The sequence below is a fragment of the Pseudoalteromonas sp. 2CM39R genome (assembly GCF_023161845.1).
Genome location: NZ_JALNTM010000006.1, coordinates 332,724 through 353,552, shown reverse-complemented (window position 1 = coordinate 353,552; position 20,829 = coordinate 332,724). Strand labels below are relative to the sequence as shown.

Sequence of the window (20,829 nt, the reverse complement as noted above, 5' to 3'; positions counted from 1 at the left end):
GGCATTGATGCTGCGTTATCGCCTATTTATGGGGAATAACCACACCACATAGGCTCTGCCTTACCTAAATACCAAACAGACTGCTGCAAATTTAACCTTGAATGATCAACAGACCCTAGCTATATTTCGTTTTTATGGCGCTGATAATCTCAACATTAGCAGCAGGAAAATCATAGTTATCAAGCTCGTCTATGCCCACCCATTCGCTTGGTTGCCCTTCTGCGCCATGAGCTTGACCGTTAAAGTTACTGACCACATGCACATTAAGTCGTACGCATTTATCGCCATAGTCATGCTCTATAGTGATAAGTTCGCTTGAACTATGAATAGTCAGCCCTACTTCTTCTAGCAGTTCACGTTTTAGGGCTTGAAACACACTTTCTCCGGCTTCAACTTTGCCACCAGGAAACTCCCATAACCCACCTTGATGTTGCTCATCTGCACGTTTACAAATAAACAAATTGTTATTTTTTTTAATTACACCCACAGCAACATTGATGATTACTTTAGTCATTACCTCTCCCTTAAATAGCATAAAAAAAGCGACGCAAGCGTCGCTTTTTATCTAACGTAACAAAGTGGTGTTATTTTAATTTACCACAACATTGTTTGTATTTTTGACCTGAACCACATGGACATGGATCGTTACGGCCAACTTTTGGCTCGCTACGCGCCATAACCTGAGCACTTTGCGGTGCTTCACCACCTACGTGTTCTGCTTCTTCATGTTGATATTCGCGAGGGGCATTTTCACTTTTACGGTGTTGCTCTTCTACTTTTTCAACATCTTCTTCAGCGCGAACTTGCACTTTACTTAAAATACCGACCACATCGACTTTTAAGTTTTCTAGCATTTCAGAGAATAACTCAAACGACTCACGTTTGTATTCTTGCTTAGGATTCTTTTGTGCGTAACCACGTAAGTGAATACCTTGGCGTAAGTGATCCATTGCAGCAAGGTGGTCTTTCCAATGTTGGTCAAGACTTTGAAGCATAATGGCTTTTTCAAACTGACGAAGTACAGAATCGCCGACCATTTCTTCTTTTTGCTTGTAAGCTTGTTCAACCGCTTCTTCAATACGCTCACGAAGTTTTTCTTCGTACAGTTTATTGTCATCAGCTAACCACTGAGTAATTGGTAACTCAATTAGGAAATCTTGCTTTAAGCGCTCTTCAAGCCCTGGGACATCCCACATTTCAGCTAAGCTTTGTGGGGCAATGTATTGATCAATTACACCCGCGAGCACATCACCACGGATAGCGGTAATCGTTTCTGAAATATCACCTTCTTCAAGCAATTCGTTACGTTGAGAGTAAACAACACGACGTTGATCGTTTGCTACATCATCGTACTCAAGTAGCTGTTTACGCACATCAAAGTTACGTGCTTCTACTTTACGCTGGGCGTTTTCGATTGCGCGGTTAACCCATGGGTGTTCAATGGCTTCGCCACGTTGCATACCTAGTTTACGCATCATGTTGGTCATGCGCTCACCGGCAAAAATACGCATTAACGCATCATCCATCGATAGGTAGAAACGGCTTGAACCGGCATCACCTTGACGGCCAGAACGACCACGTAATTGGTTATCAATACGACGTGATTCATGACGCTCTGTACCAATAATGTGTAAACCGCCGGCATCAATTACTGCGTCATGGCGAATCTTCCATGCGGCTTTAATTTCGGCAATTTGTTCGTCAGTTGGGTTTTCAAGTTTTTCAACTTCACTATTCCAATTACCACCAAGTACAATATCGGTACCACGACCGGCCATGTTGGTGGCAATGGTGACTGTGCCTGGTAAGCCCGCATCAGAAACAATGTCTGCTTCTTGTGCGTGGAATTTAGCATTAAGTACGTTGTGCTTAATTTTTTCTTTGCGTAAAAACTGCGACAAGTACTCAGAGCTTTCAATTGAGATAGTACCTACAAGTACTGGCTGACCACGTTCTTGACAGTCTTTAATGTCTGCTAAAATGGCTTCGTACTTTTCTTCTTGCGTTAGGTACACCAAATCTGCGCGATCATCACGGATCATTGGCTTATTGGTTGGCATAACAACTGTGTCTAAACCGTAGATAGACTGAAACTCAAACGCTTCTGTATCAGCTGTGCCTGTCATACCTGCTAGCGTTTCGTACAAGCGGAAGTAATTTTGGAACGTAATAGAAGCTAACGTTTGGTTCTCGTTTTGAATTTTCACACCTTCTTTTGCTTCTACAGCTTGGTGTAAACCTTCTGACCAACGGCGTCCTTCCATAGAGCGACCTGTGTGCTCATCAATAATGATAACTTCGTTTTCTTTAATAACGTAGTCAACATCTTTTTGGTAAAGCTTGTGCGCACGAAGAGCTGCATAAACGTGACTGAGTAGCGTGATGCTCGCTGCTGAGTACAGTGAATCACCTTCTTCAATTAAGCCGCGCTCTGTAAGTAGCTCTTCAACTTTTATTTGCCCACGCTCAGTTAGGTGAACTTGCTTAGATTTTTCATCGATAGTGAAATCGCCATCACCTTCAATCCCTTCCTCATCTTCTTTTTCTTGTAGTTCAAGTAAAGGAACAATGGTATTTATTTCAGTGTAAAGCTCTGAGCTGTCTTCAGCTGGGCCTGAAATAATAAGCGGCGTTCGCGCTTCATCAATTAGGATTGAATCCACTTCATCCACTACGGCATAAAATAATGGGCGTTGAACGCGCTCATCAATGCTAAATGCCATGTTGTCACGTAGGTAGTCAAAACCAAATTCGTTATTGGTACCGTAAGTGATGTCAGCTGCATAAGCTTGTTTTTTCTGTTGTGGCATCATGCCCGGAACATTACAACCAACGGTTAAGCCTAAAAACTCAAATAGTGGACGGTTGGTTTCAGCATCACGCTTAGCCAAGTAGTCATTTACGGTAATGACATGAACGCCTTTACCTGTTAAGCCATTTAAATATGCTGGAAGTGTCGCGGTTAGGGTTTTACCTTCACCAGTACGCATTTCTGCAATACGGCCTTGTTGTAAAACCATACCACCTAATAATTGCACGTCGAAGTGACGCATACCGTTTACACGCTTTGACGCCTCACGTACCACAGCAAATGCTTCTGGTAGAATATCGCTTAGGCTTTGTCCGTTATCGTAACGTTCTCTAAACTCAGCTGTTTTAGCTTTTAAATCTTCATCTGAAAGCGCTTCTAGTTGCGTTTCAAGTGCATTGATCAGTGCGACCGTCTTTCTTAGGTTTTTAATAGTGCGGTCATTGCGACTACCAAAAATCTTGGTAAATAAATTAGATATCATGATAAAACCGTTACAATGTGTTTTTTTGCTAGCCGTGCATCGGCTAACCCATTTTTTACAATTGATAATTAATGTATTCTTTGAATTAACCTTTAGGACACATTAATTAGCAATTTTGTATTAAGCTGCTTAAAAAGCACTGTTTATTACCTGCGCTACTATACCAGACTCTGCTAAACATCAAACTACCTCTATAAAAAGATCTTCATTTAAAACAGAAAAATGAGATCTCGCTCATAAAAATAGCGTTATGTAACGAAACTTGATTAAAACTGCAGATAAACAGACTCTGAAGATATGGTGTTGAATAAATTAAAAACAAGGGTGAAACGCCTAAATTTTACCCTTAAATGCTTTGCTTGCGGTCATCGCTTTTTAACTCTTAAATTGCACAATCTTTTTATTTATTACTCTTCGTAAGTCACTTAAGCCATACGGTTTATCGGCAGGTGCATATACATGGTAGCGGTATCATTAAATAAGCTACTAATCGCAAATGAAGCGTGTGTTAATATCTTATGCAATCAGCGTTTGCTAATATTATTTTTAGTAGTATAGAGTTCATCATATTTTTTGTTGCTATAAAACGCGTTGATTGAGTTTTAATAAAAGGGAAAATAAAGTGCAAACCAACAAAGATAACTTAGTAGTCCTTGGCGCTGGCTGGCTTGGCCAAGCCTTATGTATTGATGCACAAAAACAAGGTTGGCAAGTGCAAGGAACTCATCGTAGTGACACTCATCAATTTGATTTTGAGCGTCAGTTTGTTTTACAAAACGGCGAGCTGCAGCATCAAGTAGATTTACAAAATGCGTATTGGGTATGTGCTATACCGCCGCGCAGTCGTGACAGCGAAAGCAATTATTCGCAAGTGCTGGAACAGGGGTTAAAGCTGGCAACTGAGCTTAATTGCAAAGGTTTTTTATTGTGCTCATCGACTGGAGTGTATGATCAAGAGCCTGGAGTTTATAGTGAAAGTAGCGATATATCTGGCACTAACGAACGACAAATAAAGCTCTATGATGCTGAAGAGCAAGTTCTTGAACAGCAAGGTAAAGTACTGCGCTTAGCTGGGTTGTTGGGGCCAAACAGAGAGCCGGGTCGGTTTGTGGCGGGTAAGGAACTCAACACCTCTAGTCAGCAAGTGGTGAACATGGTGCATCAACAAGATGTGATCAATGCCATTTATGCGGTACTTAACAATTGGTCACAAGGGCAAAGCATTTATAATGTAGTTAACCCTGCGCACCCGAGCAAAGCAGATTATTATGCACAAAAGTGTGAGCTGTATGGCACACAAATGCCAAGTTTTAGTAGTGATGAAGTCGCTGAGCGCAAAGTTATTGGCTCAGCGATAGAAGCGCTTGGTTTTAGTTATCAGTATGGTATTTAATAAGAAGGTAAGGGCGAATTTTTTATAAAGTCGCACAACTTACCTTCACTTAGTAGTCTGTTGGCCGCTTCAATATCGGGGGCAAAGTAGCGGTCTTTGTCGTAATAGCTAACATGTTGGCGTAGCAGCGCCTTAGCATGCTCCACCTGTTCACACGCATGTAGCGGCTTTCTAAACTCTAGCCCTTGAGAAGCACTCAGCCACTCAACGGCTAACACGCCTTGCGTATTATTAGCCATATCAACTAAGCGCCTAGCAGCAAAAGTTGCCATAGAGACATGGTCTTCTTGATTAGCTGAGGTCGGTAAGCTGTCTACCGAAGCTGGGTGTGCTAGTGACTTGTTCTCAGAGGCGAGCGCAGCTGCGGTTACTTGAGCAATCATAAACCCTGAATTTACCCCACCGTTTTCAACTAAAAATGGCGGCAATTTTGATAAATTAGAGTCAATCAGTAGGGCAATACGTCGCTCAGCTAAGGCGCCAATTTCGGCAATGGCAATCGCAAGGTTATCAGCGGCCATAGCAACGGGCTCAGCATGAAAGTTTCCGCCTGAAATAATATCTCCCACATCGGCAAAAACGAGTGGGTTATCGGTTACCCCGTTTGATTCACACAGTAGTACCTCGGCGGCTTGACGTATTTGGGTTAAACATGCACCAAGTACTTGAGGTTGGCAACGTAGGCAATATGGGTCTTGTACTTTTTCACAATTAATATGTGAGTCACTAATTTGTGAGTGGGTGCTTAATAGCTCTCTAAATACGTGCGCGGTATCAATTTGCCCTTTTTGACCACGAACCTCATGAATACGAGCATCAAATGGTGCGCGACTGCCCATGGCGGCCTCAATACTTATAGAGCCAATAACACAGCTTTGTGCGTACAAATCTTCTGCTCTAAATAAGCCCTGCAGTGCGAATGCAGTAGAGGCCTGTGTGCCATTTAGTAGTGCTAAGCCTTCTTTCGCAGCTAATATCAGTGGCTCAAGCCCTGCAATTTTTAACCCCTGTTCTGCGCTTATTAGCTCTCCTTGATAGCGCATTTTCCCTTCACCTAATAAAGGCAGGCACATATGAGCAAGGGGGGCTAAATCGCCCGATGCGCCCACTGAGCCTTTTTTAGGCACGCATGGGTATACTTCATTTTTAAGTAGCTGTATAAAAAACTCAATGACAGCTAGACGAATACCAGAATAACCCCGTGATAAAGAATTTACTTTTAGGGTGATCATTAATCTGACCGTGCTGTTATCCATTAACTCGCCAATGCCGGCAGCGTGTGAAAGCACAATACTGCGTTGTAATAGTTCTAGCTCATCATTCGCTATTTTTGTATTGGCTAATAAACCAAAGCCGGTATTAATACCATATACAGTACGCTGCTCGTTTATTACGTCTTGAACTGTCTGGGCACTGGCTGCTATTTGTGTAGCGGCTTCAGTTGCCAAAGTTAAATCTACGGCCGATTGATTAATTTTTCTTAAGGTATGTAATTCAAGCTGACCCGGTGTAAGTGTGTATGAAATCATGACTTATCCTTGTTAAGCATAGGTAGGTCTAGGTTTTGTTGTTGTGCACAATTTTTTGCAATGTCATAACCGGCATCGGCATGGCGCATCACACCGGTAGCAGGATCATTCCAAAGCACTCTTGCAAGGCGTTGCTCTGCTTCATCGGTACCATCGGCAACAATAACCACACCTGAATGCTGGCTAAAGCCCATACCTACACCACCGCCATGATGAAGCGATACCCAAGTAGCACCGCCTGCGGTATTGAGCAGGGCATTTAATAAAGGCCAATCAGAGACTGCATCGGAGCCATCTTGCATGCTCTCTGTTTCACGATTAGGACTAGCTACTGAGCCTGAGTCAAGATGATCGCGGCCAATAACTACCGGTGCTTTAAGCTCACCGTTTTTAACCATTTCATTAAAGGCAACCGCTAGGCGCGCTCGGTCTTTTAAGCCAACCCAACAAATACGTGCAGGTAATCCTTGAAATTGAATTCGCTCACGCGCCATATCAAGCCAGTTATGCAAATGCTTATCATCAGGAATTAGTTCTTTTACTTTTGCGTCTGTTTTGTAAATATCTTCGGGATCGCCTGAGAGTGCTACCCATCTAAATGGGCCAATGCCTTCACAAAATAATGGACGAATATAAGCAGGTACAAATCCAGGGAAATCAAATGCATTTGTTACGCCTTCTTCGAGCGCCATTTGACGAATATTATTGCCGTAATCAGTCGTTGCCGCGCCTGCATCTTGCAGTGCCAACATCGCTGTTACTTGAACTGCCATTGACTGTTTGGCCGCTTTCACCACTGCTTGTGGATTATTGATTCGCATTTTTGCAGCATGCTCCATACTCCAACCTTGTGGCAGGTAGCCGTTAAGCGGATCATGGGCTGAGGTTTGATCGGTGACTATATCGGGAGTAATACCACTTTTTACTAAGGTACTAAAAACATCAGCCGCGTTACCAAGTAAACCCACAGAAAGCGCTTCACCTTTGACACAGGCATCGGTTATTAATTTTAATGCATGCTCAAGATCTGTGGCTTTTACATCGACGTACCCTGTTTTTATTCGAAAATCGATCCGGCTTTCATCACATTCCACTACTAAGGCACTAAAGCCTGCCATGGTTGCTGCTAATGGTTGTGCACCGCCCATTCCTCCGAGGCCACCTGTTAACACCCACTTACCTTTGGCATCGCCTGAAAAATGTTGTTTTGCCATAGCTACAAAGGTTTCGTAAGTGCCTTGAACAATCCCTTGAGAACCGATATAAATCCAAGAGCCAGCGGTCATTTGGCCGTACATCATCAAGCCTTTTTTATCTAACTCGTTAAAATGTTCCCAGTTAGCCCAGTGCGGAACAAGGTTAGAATTTGCAATTAATACCCGCGGTGCATTGCTATGAGTTTTAAATACCCCCACCGGTTTACCTGATTGCACTAATAGGGTTTCGTCATCGTCAAGGCGCTCAAGCGTCGCAATTATTTTGTCGTAGCTTGGCCAGTCACGGGCAGCACGGCCAATCCCGCCATACACCACCAAAGCTTGCGGGTGCTCGGCAACATCAGGGTCTAAATTATTCATTAGCATGCGTTTAGCTGCTTCGGTTTGCCAGCTTTTTGTAGATATTTGATTACCATGCTGTGCGCGAATTGTGCGTTGTGTGTCCAGTCGATGATCCATTGTTCACTCCTGTTAAATTTAAGTGTTATGCGCTTTATTATTATTTTTAAATGTTAATTGTCCGCCCAAGCGATACTTACTGCCCGGCGATATAAGCCGTGCAAAACTAACAATCCCGTTAACCGACCAAGTGCGGCGTATTACTTGTAAGCATGGCTCTTCGTTATACAGGTTAAGCCACTGACACATTTCATTATTTGGCGTTATAGCCTCTACCGTGTGCCTTGCTTGTGTTAAAGGGGCAACCGTTGATAGGTATTCGTGTGGGGTAAGAGCGGTAAAATTTTGTTGTAAATAATCCTTGGCAAGTAACGGGTTTACAAAGCGTTCTTCAACTTGCAAGGGACTGTCATTTTCATTATGAATAATGACACTTCTATACACCACACTATCTACCTCAACACCTAAAGCAATAGCAATTGGCGCCACGGCATTGATTGATTCTAATACTTGCACTGTGCAGCTGTAGTTTCCGTTTCGCTCTTTGACTTCATGTGCAATGTTTTTTATTTCCAGTAGTGATGACTGCGACTTAAAGCTTGCGACAAAAGTACCTAGCCCTTGGCTACGGGTTAAAATGCCTGTATCAGTTAGCTCACTTAACGCTCGACGTGCGGTCATTCTGCTTACTGTAAATTGTTTTGCTAGTTCATTTTCTGAAGGGACACGTTGGTTTTCAAGCCAAAGCCCACTGCGTATTTTGTCCACAATAAATTGTTTTATTTGCGTAAACTTAGGTGCTGGCATAAATATTTTTAGTATATTAAAAATAAACAATACCTAGTAAGATGGCATAATCATCTTGTATATACAAGGTGTGTTTTTAAACTCGTTTGAACACTATCGCGGAGAGACTTATGCAAGCTACAGAATCCACAGAACAGTTAAATGATATCGATTTATTACTCACCGATGCCAATATTGCCACTATGGATAGCAACATTGATGCGCCTTATGGAGCGATAGAAAATGCGGCTTTAGCAATTAAAAATGGCAAAATAGCATGGTTAGGTAAGCAAACTGAGTTGCCCGACTTTGATGTATTAGCCACTCCGGTAGTAAGTATCAAAGGACAGTGGTTAACCCCGGGGTTAGTGGATTGCCATACTCACTTAGTGTTTGCCGGTTCTCGTGCACAGGAGTTTGAGCAGCGTTTACAGGGGGTGAGTTATCAGCAAATTGCCGCGCAAGGGGGTGGGATTGCAAGTACAGTTAAAGCAACCCGAGAGGCTGACCACGAACAATTATTTGTAGCAGCAAAAGATCGTTTAAATGCACTGCTAGCTGAAGGTGTCACTACGGTAGAAATTAAGTCAGGGTATGGGCTTGATATAGAAAATGAGAAAAAAATATTAGAAGTTGCTAGGCTTTTAAATCAACATCATCCTATTGAAGTCATTAATACCTTTTTAGGCGCGCATGCATTGCCTTTAGAGTTTAAAAATCGCAGTGATGATTATATAAGTTTAGTGTGTAATGAAATGCTCAACACACTTGTTGAACATGATTTAGTCGATGCGGTTGACGTGTTTTGTGAGGATATTGGCTTTAGTTATGCGCAAACGCAGCGAGTATTTGATGCGGCTAAAAAGCTGGGGTTAGCAATTAAGTGTCATGCTGAGCAGTTATCCAATCAACAAGGTGCTGCGCTGGTGGCGCAATACAATGGTTTGTCGGCCGATCATTTGGAATATCTTGATGAAGCCGGTGTTAAAGCTATGGCAAATGCAGGTACTGTGGCGGTATTACTGCCCGGTGCTTTTTATTTTTTAAAAGAAACGAAATACCCTCCGATTGAACTGTTAAATAAATACAAGGTTCCCATCGCAATTGCCAGTGATTTTAACCCCGGCACATCACCGTTATGTTCTTTGCAATTAATGATGAATATGGCTTGTACATTATTTAATTTTACTCCAGAGCAAGCATTAATGGGAGTCACTGCACACGGAGCTCAGGCTCTTGGTTTTACTGATAGAGGCGTATTAAAAGTAGGTGCTCGCGCTGATATAGCACATTGGCAAATTGAGCATCCAGCACAATTAAGTTATCAGTTTGGAGTAAATAAACTGTTAAATTTATGGATATTGGGTAAACTTAGCTAATTATAAGACTTAACTCTTAAACCCATGTTTTATTTAATGTCAGTGAGTACCTCAGCTATGGATGGAACGTTATTGAGCTACAGTAATTTAGCTATATTTTTAAGTGGTGCGCTTTTAATGGCAATGGTTGCTGTATTGTTAACCGTTAAAAGTAACGTAATAAGACTCATCCTTTTATGCACCGGGCTGATTGGTTTAGCTATGGTTAGTACTGCCATTCCTTGGTTTGTTGTGTTATTGGCTCTGGGGTTTGGTTTTCATTTATATCAAGCGAATTTACTAAAGCAAAAACTCCCATTACTTGTTAGTGCCTGTGCAACAGGGTTACTTGCTTTATTATTTATTGGTTACCTCTTTTTTACGCTACATTTAGCGTGGTTACTTATTCCAATTTTACTGCTCAGTAGCAGTAGCTTTTCAATGGATAATGCACCACAGATTGCTCCACCCTTAAAGCCGCAAACCGACCCTGAGGTGTATGTTGAAAATTCACCTTTAACTAGCTTCCCAGATAAACAACAGTTACGTCAAAAATATAATGAGCTTATTAATGAAGATTCATTCAGAGCTGCACTTATTGTTTTAAGATTGGAGGGCTTTGCGCAGGTTAATCAACACATTGGCCGAGATTTTGGTGATTTACTCTTGTCTCAGTCGGCAAATAGAATAAAAGACTTATTAAATAGTGATGAAGTGTTTTATCTTGACGAGCAGGCTAAGTTAGCGCATTTGGGTGGGTTAAACTTTGCATTTATTTGTGATTTACAAAGCCATAATCATTTACATCAACAGCTTATAAAGCAAATTATTGGCGCGACTTTAAAGCCATTCAATGTAGCTAATTGTACGATTGAAGTAAAAGTAAGAGCCAGTTATGTACATTGTGAGCAGCAAAGCAGTAGCTTTGATGAGTTAATTAGTCATGCTTACTTGGCACTTGATAGCCGACCTGATAAACAAATAGTGGCTTATCATCAGCAGATGACGGTTGAGCACTTAGAGCAGCAAGCGCGATTAACTGAGCTGGCGAATATCAGTTTTGCTGATGAGTTTGAACTGTTTTTTCAACCTGTGATTCGAAATAGTGATGGCCAAATCGAATTTTTAGAATTGCTATTACGTTGGCAGCATCCAACTCAAGGGATTTTGTCGGCGAGTCGATTTATAAATGATATTAGAATCGCAGGGCTTGGTTACTCACTCGCTACCTTTGTTATTGAACGTGCTGGAGAGCTTGCCATGGCACTTCGTATGGAAGGAGTGTCGGTACCTTTAAGTGTTAATTTATTTGGCCCGGAAATGCTCAACGAAGAGTTTGTGGATTTTGTTTATGGGGTTATTGGTGAGCATCAACTCAGGCCTGGTGATTTAATTTTAGAATGTCCGCTACATATTTTTACTAGCTTAGATGATAAAGGCAGAGCCATGATTGCAAGGCTTAATAGTTTAGGTTTAAAAGTGTGTGTTGATGGTTTAGGTGATAACCCTGTATTACTTTCTAAGTTACCTAGTTTAGCGGTGGAATATATTAAAGTATCGCCAGCATTAACTGCAGACTTTAGTAATCAAAATAATATACGTAGTTTAGTAGGTGGCATGGTTGAAATGCATAACCAGCAACAGACGAAAGTTATTTTTGAAGGTGTTGAAACACTCGATCAACTAAAGTTTGTAAAAAGTCTAAAAGCCTATGCTTCACAGGGATACTATTTTGGACACCCATTGAGCAGTTTAGGATTAATGAGTTGGTTTAAGCAATGGTTAGAAGCACAAGAACTTTAAGTGTGTTTTAAATGCTTAGTTTTGTTTGTAAATAGGTATTAACTAAAGCACTGATCACTTGGCCACACTGTAATTTACCTGCAGTTATAGAATGAGGGTGTTGTGAAGGTGCTGCTTCGCATAAGTGTAAATAAGCACTGCGCGGATCATTTGCAGCTAAGTAAACATAATGCTCACCATCGCTGACATCAAAACCACAGTAATTAAAGGCACTTGCAGGCATATTGGTTAAGCTATCTAAATCAACTTCTACCCCTAGCTGTGCGTTATCAAACCTTTGGAGTGCATGGGTGGTTGCTTCTGTTAAGTTTATTTCTCGCTTCACATTAATTGTTTGATAGGTTGTGTAGCTAAAGTTAGCGCTCTGCATAGCATCAAAAATAGGCTGATTGTTTTTTAGCTCATGTAAGCCAATAACATGGTAATTCTTGAGCAGCTGCTCTTGGTAAGCGTAGCTAAAACCATTACCACTGTGCCTACCTTCACACTCACGAAAGTCGGCATGAGGATCTAAATTAATCGCGTTAATTGCGCTGTGGCTATGTTTGGCAAGCGAGCGAATAATACCCAAACAGTTATTGTGTCCGCCGCCAATAATAATAGGTTCAAGGCCCGCTTTAAAAACCATGTCTAAAATTGCTTCAACTCGCTCATCTACTTCAGCGCACAGCTTACGCAATTGAGCTAAGTCGTTTGGATTATGATTATCAAGCGTTTGGGCTTGTTGCATTAAATCGTCGAGGTTAACTTCGCCAAGCAGTAACACTTTTTGCATAGCGATGGCATTATTGTGAGGTTGGTTTAAAAACCGTTGTAAAAAAGCAGGCCAAGCATACTGTGCACCGCCTTTTCCTAGGTTGGCTCTCGGTCCAATGTCTTCACATATGCCGAGTAAGACAAATCGCATACCAAATTGTACGGCATCAGCAAGCGCTTGTTGGATATTGTCGCGGGCATCGAGTAATGCCATCGACTGCCATGCTTTTAGCTCTCCAGCACGGTCAGAGCAAATTTCCTTTACCGTGCTTTCGTTATATATTTTAAGCTGAACAGTCACACTAAAGTTCTATTATTTCTAGCTCTAATTCTTCAGCAGAAAGTACAATACCTGTACTGTCGGCATAAACAAAGTCATCATCAAAAAATGATACGCCAGCAAAATTAACCCCTATACCGCTTTCGCCCGCGCCTTCACTGTCTGCTGCAACAGGAATTGATGCAATAGCTTGGATCCCTAAATCAAGTTCTTCAAGCTCATCAACGTGACGTAATGCACCATATACAATAATACCTTGCCAATTGTTTTCTAGTGCCAGCTCAGCCAGCTCAATGTCGATTAATGCTCTGCGAGTTGAGCCGCCGCCATCAATAAGTAAAATCTGATCAGTACCATCTTGAGAAAGTAATTGGCGGATCAGTTCATTGTTTTCAAAACATTTTACCGTTTTAATGCGGCCACCAAAACTGTGTCGACCACCAAAGTTGATGAACATAGGTTCAAGCACATCAACCACATCAGCAAAGTGGTCGCATAAATCAGAAGTGCTGTAATCCATTATTTTATCCTCAAAAGATACATAAGTTAGTGACTCAGTATACCCTCCTTATATGCAATAACAACGACTTAATCGCAGTAAATTTAGCCATAATTAGAACTAAATCAACTATAAGAATAATAATTCTTTCATAAACTTGTCATTTCCCCACAACAAGATTATAAACAGGTGTATTGCATCCATGATGCGGCTGAACATTTTCATCTTCAGTGGCAAGAGTTGTAAAATTGAGTAATACTGTGGTTAGGCCAATGGTTTTATATTGTCCATTTGTTTAAAAGGAGTTTGTTAATGGTTAGACTTTACCGGCGACCCTTTTTATTTGTTCAAACTTAATGAGTTAAATGAAAGAAAGCATCACTTTATACTGCGCTGGCAAATTTAATATAGGTATTTACAATGAATTTTCTACAAAATCTGACGATAAAACGCCGTTTGCAACTAAATGCCTTAGTTGTAGGTTTAGCAATGATTGTCATGCTATGCATCATAATTTATGAAGCACGTGTGATGCTTAAATTAAATGAAACAATTCAATACGCCGAAGAGCTTGATGTACATGAGCTTTCGATGCGTAAATATGAAAAAGACTTTTTATTTTACAAAGATGAAAAAAGCTTAGATTTATTCACCAATGAATATAAACAGCTGCAGCTAAAACTAGGGAAACTATCTGTTTTATCTAAAGATTTAGATATTGCCATTGATCAGGTTAACCAATTTGAGGTGCTTGCAAAGCAGTATTATGATGACTTTCAAATTGTTGTTAATTTGCAACGGAAGATAGGTTTACACCCTAAAGATGCGCTTTATGGCGAACTGCGTGAGTCAGTACACAACATTGAAACACTGCTGAATCAGCAAAATGATTATAAATTACTGACCACCATGTTGCAGCTACGCCGTGCTGAGAAAGATTTTATGTTGCGTTTAGATACCAAATATTTAGACCGATTTAATAAATTAGGTGATGAGTTAAAACAACAAGTAAATACCGCAGAAATACCTAGTAATATACGCAATCAATTAACCTCAATGATGACTACTTACCAAGGTAAATTTACCGCACTAGTTGAAGCACAAATCGCTTTAGGGGTTGATTTAGATTCGGGTGCTCTTGGAAAAATGAGAGTCAGTATTAAGAAAAGTGATGATGTGGTGACTGCCATTACTACAGCAACTAAAAAACAAGTTGCTGAGACGGCCCAGCAGGCACAATTATTGGCAATAGCCATATTTATAATTGCCAGTGTTATTGTTATGGTTCTTGTGTACTTAACGAGTCGCTCGATTATTCAGCCTATTGAGAGAGTTTATCAAACTATTGACAAGATAAGAAAAAACAATGATTTAAGCTTGTTTATAGAGCATAAAGGGGAAGATGAAGTAACCAGAATGACCATAGACTTTAATAGTTTAATCGGTGATTTTAAAGAGCTCATTTATGAAGTAAATACTGCACTGACAACGCTTAATATAGCAACGGGTAACCTATCTGAAACAACCTCAGCGACTAGCTCAGGCATGCAAGAGCAATTGCATGAAGCGGATATGGTGGCAACTGCAGCCACAGAAATGCAAGCTACCATTCAAGACATTTCACATAATACAGAAGCTGCTGCTAAAAAAGCTGAATCAACCAATGTAAGTGCTCAACAAGGTCAGGTTGAAGTAGAATCAACCATTAAACATATTAATGCTTTGTCTGATTCGCTTGGTAAGGCCTCTAGCGTGGTGTCACAGCTAGAAAAAGATGGTGAAACCATTGGCTCTGTACTTGATGTAATTCGTGCCATTGCAGAACAAACTAATTTACTTGCCTTAAATGCGGCCATTGAAGCCGCGAGAGCGGGTGAACAAGGTCGTGGTTTTGCGGTTGTTGCAGATGAGGTGCGCTCACTTGCACAACGCACGCAAGAGTCAACTAGCGAAATTGAGGGTATTATTAACACCTTACAACAGCGTACCCAAGAGGTAGTGAGTATCATGCATCAGTGTCGTACTCAAGGTGGTGAGAGTGCAACACAAGCAACAAAAGCGGGTGAATTGCTAGGAGCTATCACTGTTGATGTGCAAACGATTATGGAAATGAGTACGCATATTGCTACTGCTATTGATGAACAGAGTCAGGTAGCATCAGAGGTTAATAAAAACGTAGTCCGTATTCGAGATATTGCTGAAGGGGCTGCTGCTCATTCACAAACGAATGCGCAAACAAGTGAAGAGGTATCTGAGCAATCAAGGGTGCTTCATCAAGCAATCTCAAAATATAAAGTTTAATTATCCATAGAAACAAGCGGCTTAATTGCCGCTTGTTTGTTATTAACGAAGCAGAAGCATCATAACTGACGCTAAGGTACAAATTTTATTGGTACGCTATCTTTGTTATTTTCATGTTGTTTAACACGTTCTAAATAAGTGTCCCACAACTTAGTATGTTCGGCTTGTAACTTAGCCAAATATTGCCAGCTAAACAACCCGCTGTTGTGCCCGTCGTCAAACTCTAAACGTAATGCGTAATGCCCTACGGGTGTAATGCTTTTAATGCCCACTGTTTGTTTATTAAGTACTAACTTCATAGGCTCAGAGCCATGGCCTTGCACCTCGGCTGAGGGAGAGTGAACCCGTAAAAATTCAGTACTGAAGGTTGCGTCTGAATGATCATCAAAAAACACATCTAAATTTTTACTTACACTATGATAGTGCACTTTAGTTACTTGTTTCATCGTCATCTCACTTACAAAAAAGCCTCCATGCTGGAGGCTTTTAGTATACATTAAACGGCTGTTAAAGAATAAAGCGGCTTAAGTCTTCATCTTCAACCAGCGCACCTAGGTGCTTTTCAACATAGGCAGCGTCAATAACTAAACTTGAACCCGCTTTTTCAGAAGCATCATATGAAATTTCTTCCATTAATCTTTCCATAACAGTATGCAGACGGCGAGCACCGATGTTTTCGGTTTTCTCATTAACCTGCCAAGCGGCTTTAGCAATTCGCTCAATTGCATCGTCGCTAAATTCAACAGCGACATGCTCTGTTTTGAGTAGCTCGCGTTGTTGCTCCGTAAGTGATGCGTGTGGCTCAGTTAAAATGCGCTTAAAGTCATCGGCTGTGAGTGCTTCAAGTTCAACACGAATAGGTAAACGGCCTTGTAACTCCGGGATCATGTCTGATGGTTTAGACATTTGGAATGCACCTGAGGCAATAAATAGCATGTGGTCAGTTTTAACCATGCCATGCTTAGTATTAACCGTAGAGCCTTCAATAAGCGGTAATAAATCACGTTGTACACCTTCACGGCTTACATCTGGGCCTGAGGCTTCACCACGCTTACAGATTTTGTCTATTTCATCAATAAACACAATGCCATTTTGCTCTACCGCAAAAATTGCTTGCTCTTTCAATTCTTCAGGGTTAACTAATTTACCAGCTTCTTCTTCGGTAAGTAATTTAAACGCTTCTTTAATTTTAAGCTTACGTTTAGTGCGTTTATCACCACCCATATTTTGAAACATACCCTGTAGCTGGTTGGTCATTTCTTCCATGCCAGGAGGAGCCATAATTTCAACATTCGGCTGGGCTTGCGCTAAGTCAATATCAATTTCTTTGTCATCTAACTGGCCTTCACGTAATTTTTTACGAAACGATTGGCGTGTTGATGAGTTTTCATCGCGCTGAACTTCACCGTATTGATCTTTCACTGGAGGCAGTAATACATCTAAAATACGCTCTTCTGCAGCTTCTTCTGCACGGTGTTTAAACTTTTTAGTTTGTTGCTCACGAGTCATTTTAATTGAAACATCAACTAAATCACGGATGATAGTTTCAACTTCTTTACCTACATAACCCACCTCTGTAAATTTAGTGGCTTCAACTTTGATAAAAGGGGCATTAGCAAGTTTTGCTAAACGACGCGCAATTTCTGTTTTACCTACACCAGTTGGGCCAATCATTAAAATATTCTTTGGCGTTACTTCTGTGCGTAAGTCTTCGTTTAACTGCATACGGCGCCAGCGATTACGAAGGGCAATAGCAACCGCTTTTTTTGCTTTTGCTTGACCAATAATATGTTGGTCTAGCTCATGAACAATTTCTCTTGGGGTCATATCAGACATGGCGAGTTCCTATTACAATTCTTCGATAGTTTGGAAGTTATTCGTAAATACACAGATGTTGCCAGCAATTGTTAGGCTTTTCTCTACAATTTCATGGGCACTTAAGTCGGTATTTTCTAATAAGGCGGTTGCAGCAGATTGTGCAAAGTTTCCGCCGCTGCCAATTGCGATCAGGTCGTTTTCAGGTTGTACGACGTCACCATTACCAGTGATGATCAATGAGGCAGTTTCATCAGCAACAGCTAGCAGGGCTTCAAGTTTACGTAAGGCACGATCGCTACGCCAATCTTTAGCCATTTCTACGGCCGCTTTAGTTAGATTGCCTTGGTGCATTTCTAATTTGCTTTCAAAACGTTCGAAAAGGGTGAAGGCATCAGCAGTACCGCCAGCGAAACCAGCTATTACTTTGCCATTATAAAGACGTCGAACTTTTCGGGCATTGCCTTTCATTACTGTATTACCAAGGGAGACTTGGCCGTCACCACCAATAACAACTTTGTCATCACGGCGTACACTTACGATTGTAGTCATGTTATTCCTCATCATCGCGCTGCAAGGGGGCAGCGCGTAAAAAACGATTATGAAGAGGTTATATGGGTGAATGGTTTAAATTCAAGTCCAGCCCCAAATTCCGCAGCCAACGATATTAATTCGTTTTAGTTTATTTTTATCACTTTCTGCTTGGCGCTTGGTTTCATAAGGCCCTAAACGCACCTTATACCAAACACCATTGGTACCTGTGGCTTTTTTGATCTCTGAAATTAGCCCAGCAAAGGCTATTTTAGCCTTTAAGGTTTCAGCTTGTTGATGCGTTTTAAATGAACCACACTGCATAACATAAGGGCCTTTTTGTTCAAGTTCTTTCACTTCAACTTGAATTTCATGCTCTTTAATTTCTTTAATAAATTTAGGTGGTCGCGGTTTAGCTATTTCTACTTGTTTTTCGGCTGTTGGGTTTGCCTGTTTTTCAACAAGATCAGGATCGGCATTATTTTTAACAAACCAGAGTCCGTATGCAAAGCCACCGACAAGTATTAGTGCAATCAGGGTTAATAACAGCGGAAAAGGTTTTTTAGCCGGTTCTTGTTTGGTGTTTTTTCTATTTTTTGGTTTTTTATTAATATAATCGTGCTGTGCCATGGTGTTATGTGTGGCCTTACCTAAATCATGTCTGTAGGGTCTACGTCTAAACTCCAGCGAACTTTTTGAGCTAGTTTACTGGTGCTGAGATAATCAACCATTTGTGCAAGATACGGATGTAAAATGCGTCGATCTTGCGCTTGAATATGTAATTGAAAACGATACATCCCTGCAATTTTTTCTAAAGGTGCTGGGATTGGTCCAAGCAATTGTATACCAGATACCCCATTGACAGGAACCAAATCCGTTAGAAAGTCGACGACTTGCTTAATGTTATGTCCTTGTGCACGAACTATCGCCATACTGGTGATGGGCGGCAGTTGCGCATCACTGCGCTCAGTGAGCGCAAAGCGGGCAAAATCTTGATAGCCGTTATTAACTAAATCTTGTAATAATGGGTGCTCAGGGAAGTGCGTTTGTAATAATACTTCACCGGGCTCACCAGAACGTCCTGCTCTACCTGCAACCTGAGTCACTAATTGAGCAAGGTGTTCTGTTGCCCTAAAGTCACACGAATATAAACCACTATCTACATCTAAAATGAGAACTAAGCTTACATCAGCAAAGTGGTGGCCTTTGGCCAGCATTTGCGTACCGACTAAAATGCGTGCGCCGCCTTGGTTTATTTCATCCAATGCTTTTTCAAGGCTACCTTTACGTCTCGTAGAGTCGCGGTCTATTCGGCTAATTGGGATGTCTTTAAATTCAGTACTCAAAAATTCTTCTATTTGTTCAGTGCCTTTGCCGTTAGGAAATATCTGCGTGCTTCCACAGTCAGGGCATTGATGCGGTACTTGATATTGGTCACCACAATGGTGGCAAATCATCTGTCCGATGGCCTTATGAAAGGTCGCACTGGTACTGCAGCGATTACATTCACTTAACCAACCACACTCATGACATATTAAAGTAGGCGAAAAACCACGGCGGTTTAAAAATACCATTACCTGTTTACCTTTATTCAGGTGCTGGCGCATTATCGCTAGGCTCGCATGGGCAATACCTGCTTGATCAGGCTGACCTTTCATGTCGAGAAGTTTAAATTGATTATCGGTGGCAGTTTGTGCTCGCTCACTTAATGTGAGTAACTGGTATTTGTTATTAATTGCTTTGTGCAGTGTTTCTAAAGCGGGGGTAGCACTGCCTAAAATAAGCGGAATGTTATGCTGATATGCGCGATACGCTGCTAAATCGCGTGCATGATAGCGTAAAGTATCTTGTTGTTTAAATGAAGCATCATGTTCTTCATCAACCACAATCATCCCGAGTTTTAAAAAGGGTAGAAAAATACTCGAACGAGTACCTATAACGATGGCACAACTGCCTTTTTCACAAAACCGCCATGTTTGCAGGCGCTCGTTATCGGTGAGCGCTGAATGCCATAGCATAATTGGCGTGTCAGGGAAGCGGCGCCTAAAACGATTCACTGTTTGCGGTGTTAGACCTATCTCAGGAACAAGTACTAACGCTTGCTCTCCACGCTTTAACACCTCTTCAAGGCACTGTAGGTAAACTTCTGTTTTACCGCTACCAGTGACACCTTCAAGTAAAAAGCTATTGAAACCGGTGCTTTGATTAATAGCTGTGCAAGCAATCGCTTGTTCTTTATTTAAGCGTGGCTTAGTGCCCACAGTAGGAGAGGCATGTTGCCATTGATTGTCATGTTCAATGGTTTGCACTATCAACTCTTTTGCCAACAGGCTATCAATAGTCTTTTTATTAAACCCGAGTGCTTTTAGTTCCGTTAATGATGACTTACCCGATGCAGATAATTGCTTAAGCAAGTTAAGCTGTGTTTTAGCTTTTAAAGATGGTAAAAGCGCCCCTTTATCAGTTAACGTCAGCATATTTATACTGGTTTTATCAGGGCATTCACCTTGGCGCAGCGCATTGGGGAGTGCAATATGAATAGTTTCACCTAGTGGATAACAATAATAACGCGCAGTAAACTTCAGCAGCTCCAAATGTTGCGCAGATAACACCGGCGAATTATCAATTACTTCAATAATAGATTTGATTTTGCCTTCAGGAACTTCTGTATCGGTTTTTAAACTAAGGATAACCGCTACTTTTCGTTGATTGCCAAAAGGGACGAGTACGCGCATGCCAGGCTGCAATTGAGTCAGCGGTGTTAATTGCTCATCCACTTTATAATCAAAGGTGCGAGGTAAGGGGACTTTTATTGCAACTTCAACAAAACACATAACAACTCAACTAAGAAACCTAATAGCCTAATGTA

The 20,829-nt window shown here is 41.2% G+C and carries 16 protein-coding genes; 4 read left to right on the top strand and 12 right to left on the bottom strand.

Going from position 1 to position 20,829, the window contains the following annotated elements; translation table 11 throughout:
- Window positions 1–115: 115 nt before the first annotated feature.
- Both mutT and secA read right to left on the bottom strand, forming a co-directional pair.
- Window positions 116–514: an 8-oxo-dGTP diphosphatase MutT gene (mutT, locus tag MTF66_RS16155; protein ID WP_054202559.1), complete on the bottom strand. Its 399-nt coding sequence runs from the start codon at window positions 512–514 to the stop codon at window positions 116–118.
- 70 nt (window positions 515–584) lie between these two features.
- Entirely contained in the window at window positions 585–3,293 is a 2,709-nt protein-coding gene (gene secA, locus MTF66_RS16150; RefSeq protein ID WP_010390391.1) for a preprotein translocase subunit SecA, read from the bottom strand.
- Between the two features lie 622 nt (window positions 3,294–3,915).
- Between secA and MTF66_RS16145 the strand changes: the two genes are divergently transcribed.
- Window positions 3,916–4,686, top strand: a complete 771-nt coding sequence (locus MTF66_RS16145; RefSeq protein WP_138621371.1) for an NADP-binding protein — start codon at window positions 3,916–3,918, stop codon at window positions 4,684–4,686.
- Here MTF66_RS16145 and hutH read toward each other — a convergent pair.
- From hutH to hutC, 3 genes are read right to left on the bottom strand one after another with little or no spacing between them, the layout of a single operon-like run.
- Window positions 4,683–6,215, bottom strand: coding sequence for a histidine ammonia-lyase (gene hutH / locus MTF66_RS16140; protein WP_138621369.1), 1,533 nt, complete (start codon window positions 6,213–6,215; stop codon window positions 4,683–4,685). The genes MTF66_RS16145 and hutH overlap by 4 nt on opposite strands.
- Window positions 6,212–7,891 (bottom strand): urocanate hydratase, encoded by a 1,680-nt coding sequence (gene hutU, locus MTF66_RS16135; RefSeq protein WP_248527658.1) that lies wholly within the window; start codon window positions 7,889–7,891, stop codon window positions 6,212–6,214. The genes hutH and hutU overlap by 4 nt, the downstream gene beginning before the upstream one ends.
- An 18-nt stretch (window positions 7,892–7,909) precedes the next feature.
- Window positions 7,910–8,638, bottom strand: coding sequence for a histidine utilization repressor (hutC, locus tag MTF66_RS16130; RefSeq protein ID WP_248527657.1), 729 nt, complete (start codon window positions 8,636–8,638; stop codon window positions 7,910–7,912).
- Between the two features lie 110 nt (window positions 8,639–8,748).
- Between hutC and hutI the strand changes: the two genes are divergently transcribed.
- Window positions 8,749–9,996 (top strand): imidazolonepropionase, encoded by a 1,248-nt coding sequence (gene hutI / locus MTF66_RS16125; protein ID WP_075169491.1) that lies wholly within the window; start codon window positions 8,749–8,751, stop codon window positions 9,994–9,996.
- A 57-nt stretch (window positions 9,997–10,053) separates the two neighbouring features.
- Window positions 10,054–11,778 (top strand): GGDEF domain-containing phosphodiesterase, encoded by a 1,725-nt coding sequence (locus tag MTF66_RS16120; protein WP_248527676.1) that lies wholly within the window; start codon window positions 10,054–10,056, stop codon window positions 11,776–11,778.
- Window positions 11,779–11,785: 7 nt separating this feature from the next.
- Here MTF66_RS16120 and MTF66_RS16115 read toward each other — a convergent pair whose 3' ends face one another.
- Window positions 11,786–12,835: a formimidoylglutamase gene (locus tag MTF66_RS16115; RefSeq protein WP_248527656.1), complete on the bottom strand. Its 1,050-nt coding sequence runs from the start codon at window positions 12,833–12,835 to the stop codon at window positions 11,786–11,788.
- Between the two features lies 1 nt (window position 12,836).
- Window positions 12,837–13,334, bottom strand: coding sequence for a ribonuclease E activity regulator RraA (rraA, locus tag MTF66_RS16110; RefSeq protein ID WP_008465762.1), 498 nt, complete (start codon window positions 13,332–13,334; stop codon window positions 12,837–12,839).
- Between the two features lie 399 nt (window positions 13,335–13,733).
- On the opposite strand from rraA, the gene MTF66_RS16105 reads away from it, so the two are divergent.
- Window positions 13,734–15,614 carry a methyl-accepting chemotaxis protein gene (locus MTF66_RS16105; protein ID WP_138607216.1) on the top strand — a complete coding sequence of 627 codons (1,881 nt, stop codon included), beginning with the start codon at window positions 13,734–13,736 and terminating at the stop codon, window positions 15,612–15,614.
- Between the two features lie 71 nt (window positions 15,615–15,685).
- Here MTF66_RS16105 and MTF66_RS16100 read toward each other — a convergent pair whose 3' ends face one another.
- From MTF66_RS16100 to priA, 5 genes are all read right to left on the bottom strand, one after another.
- The gene (locus tag MTF66_RS16100) at window positions 15,686–16,060 is read right to left on the bottom strand and encodes a gamma-butyrobetaine hydroxylase-like domain-containing protein (RefSeq protein ID WP_138607214.1); all 375 of its coding nucleotides are present in this window, start codon (window positions 16,058–16,060) and stop codon (window positions 15,686–15,688) included.
- A gap of 61 nt (window positions 16,061–16,121) precedes the next feature.
- Window positions 16,122–17,450, bottom strand: coding sequence for an HslU--HslV peptidase ATPase subunit (gene hslU, locus MTF66_RS16095; RefSeq protein ID WP_248527655.1), 1,329 nt, complete (start codon window positions 17,448–17,450; stop codon window positions 16,122–16,124).
- Window positions 17,451–17,462: 12 nt separating this feature from the next.
- Window positions 17,463–17,981, bottom strand: a complete 519-nt coding sequence (gene hslV, locus MTF66_RS16090) for an ATP-dependent protease subunit HslV (RefSeq protein WP_010390410.1) — start codon at window positions 17,979–17,981, stop codon at window positions 17,463–17,465.
- Between the two features lie 81 nt (window positions 17,982–18,062).
- Window positions 18,063–18,590 (bottom strand): SPOR domain-containing protein, encoded by a 528-nt coding sequence (locus tag MTF66_RS16085; RefSeq protein WP_248527654.1) that lies wholly within the window; start codon window positions 18,588–18,590, stop codon window positions 18,063–18,065.
- 20 nt (window positions 18,591–18,610) lie between these two features.
- Complete coding sequence (gene priA, locus MTF66_RS16080) at window positions 18,611–20,794, bottom strand: primosomal protein N' (RefSeq protein WP_055012265.1); 2,184 nt, start codon at window positions 20,792–20,794, stop codon at window positions 18,611–18,613.
- Between the last annotated feature and the right edge of the window lie 35 nt (window positions 20,795–20,829).

Excerpts from the sequence above, each read along its gene's own strand:
- mutT (WP_054202559.1), bottom strand. The coding sequence starts at position 514 with ATGACTAAAGTAATCATCAATGTTGCTGTGGGTGTAATTAAAAAAAAT.
- secA (WP_010390391.1), bottom strand. The coding sequence starts at position 3,293 with ATGATATCTAATTTATTTACCAAGATTTTTGGTAGTCGCAATGACCGC.
- hutH (WP_138621369.1), bottom strand. The coding sequence starts at position 6,215 with ATGATTTCATACACACTTACACCGGGTCAGCTTGAATTACATACCTTA.
- hutU (WP_248527658.1), bottom strand. The coding sequence starts at position 7,891 with ATGGATCATCGACTGGACACACAACGCACAATTCGCGCACAGCATGGT.
- hutC (WP_248527657.1), bottom strand. The coding sequence starts at position 8,638 with ATGCCAGCACCTAAGTTTACGCAAATAAAACAATTTATTGTGGACAAA.
- hutI (WP_075169491.1), top strand. The coding sequence starts at position 8,749 with ATGCAAGCTACAGAATCCACAGAACAGTTAAATGATATCGATTTATTA.
- MTF66_RS16120 (WP_248527676.1), top strand. The coding sequence starts at position 10,054 with ATGGATGGAACGTTATTGAGCTACAGTAATTTAGCTATATTTTTAAGT.
- rraA (WP_008465762.1), bottom strand. The coding sequence starts at position 13,334 with ATGGATTACAGCACTTCTGATTTATGCGACCACTTTGCTGATGTGGTT.
- MTF66_RS16105 (WP_138607216.1), top strand. The coding sequence starts at position 13,734 with ATGAATTTTCTACAAAATCTGACGATAAAACGCCGTTTGCAACTAAAT.
- MTF66_RS16100 (WP_138607214.1), bottom strand. The coding sequence starts at position 16,060 with ATGAAACAAGTAACTAAAGTGCACTATCATAGTGTAAGTAAAAATTTA.
- hslU (WP_248527655.1), bottom strand. The coding sequence starts at position 17,450 with ATGTCTGATATGACCCCAAGAGAAATTGTTCATGAGCTAGACCAACAT.
- hslV (WP_010390410.1), bottom strand. The coding sequence starts at position 17,981 with ATGACTACAATCGTAAGTGTACGCCGTGATGACAAAGTTGTTATTGGT.
- MTF66_RS16085 (WP_248527654.1), bottom strand. The coding sequence starts at position 18,590 with ATGGCACAGCACGATTATATTAATAAAAAACCAAAAAATAGAAAAAAC.
- priA (WP_055012265.1), bottom strand. The coding sequence starts at position 20,794 with ATGTGTTTTGTTGAAGTTGCAATAAAAGTCCCCTTACCTCGCACCTTT.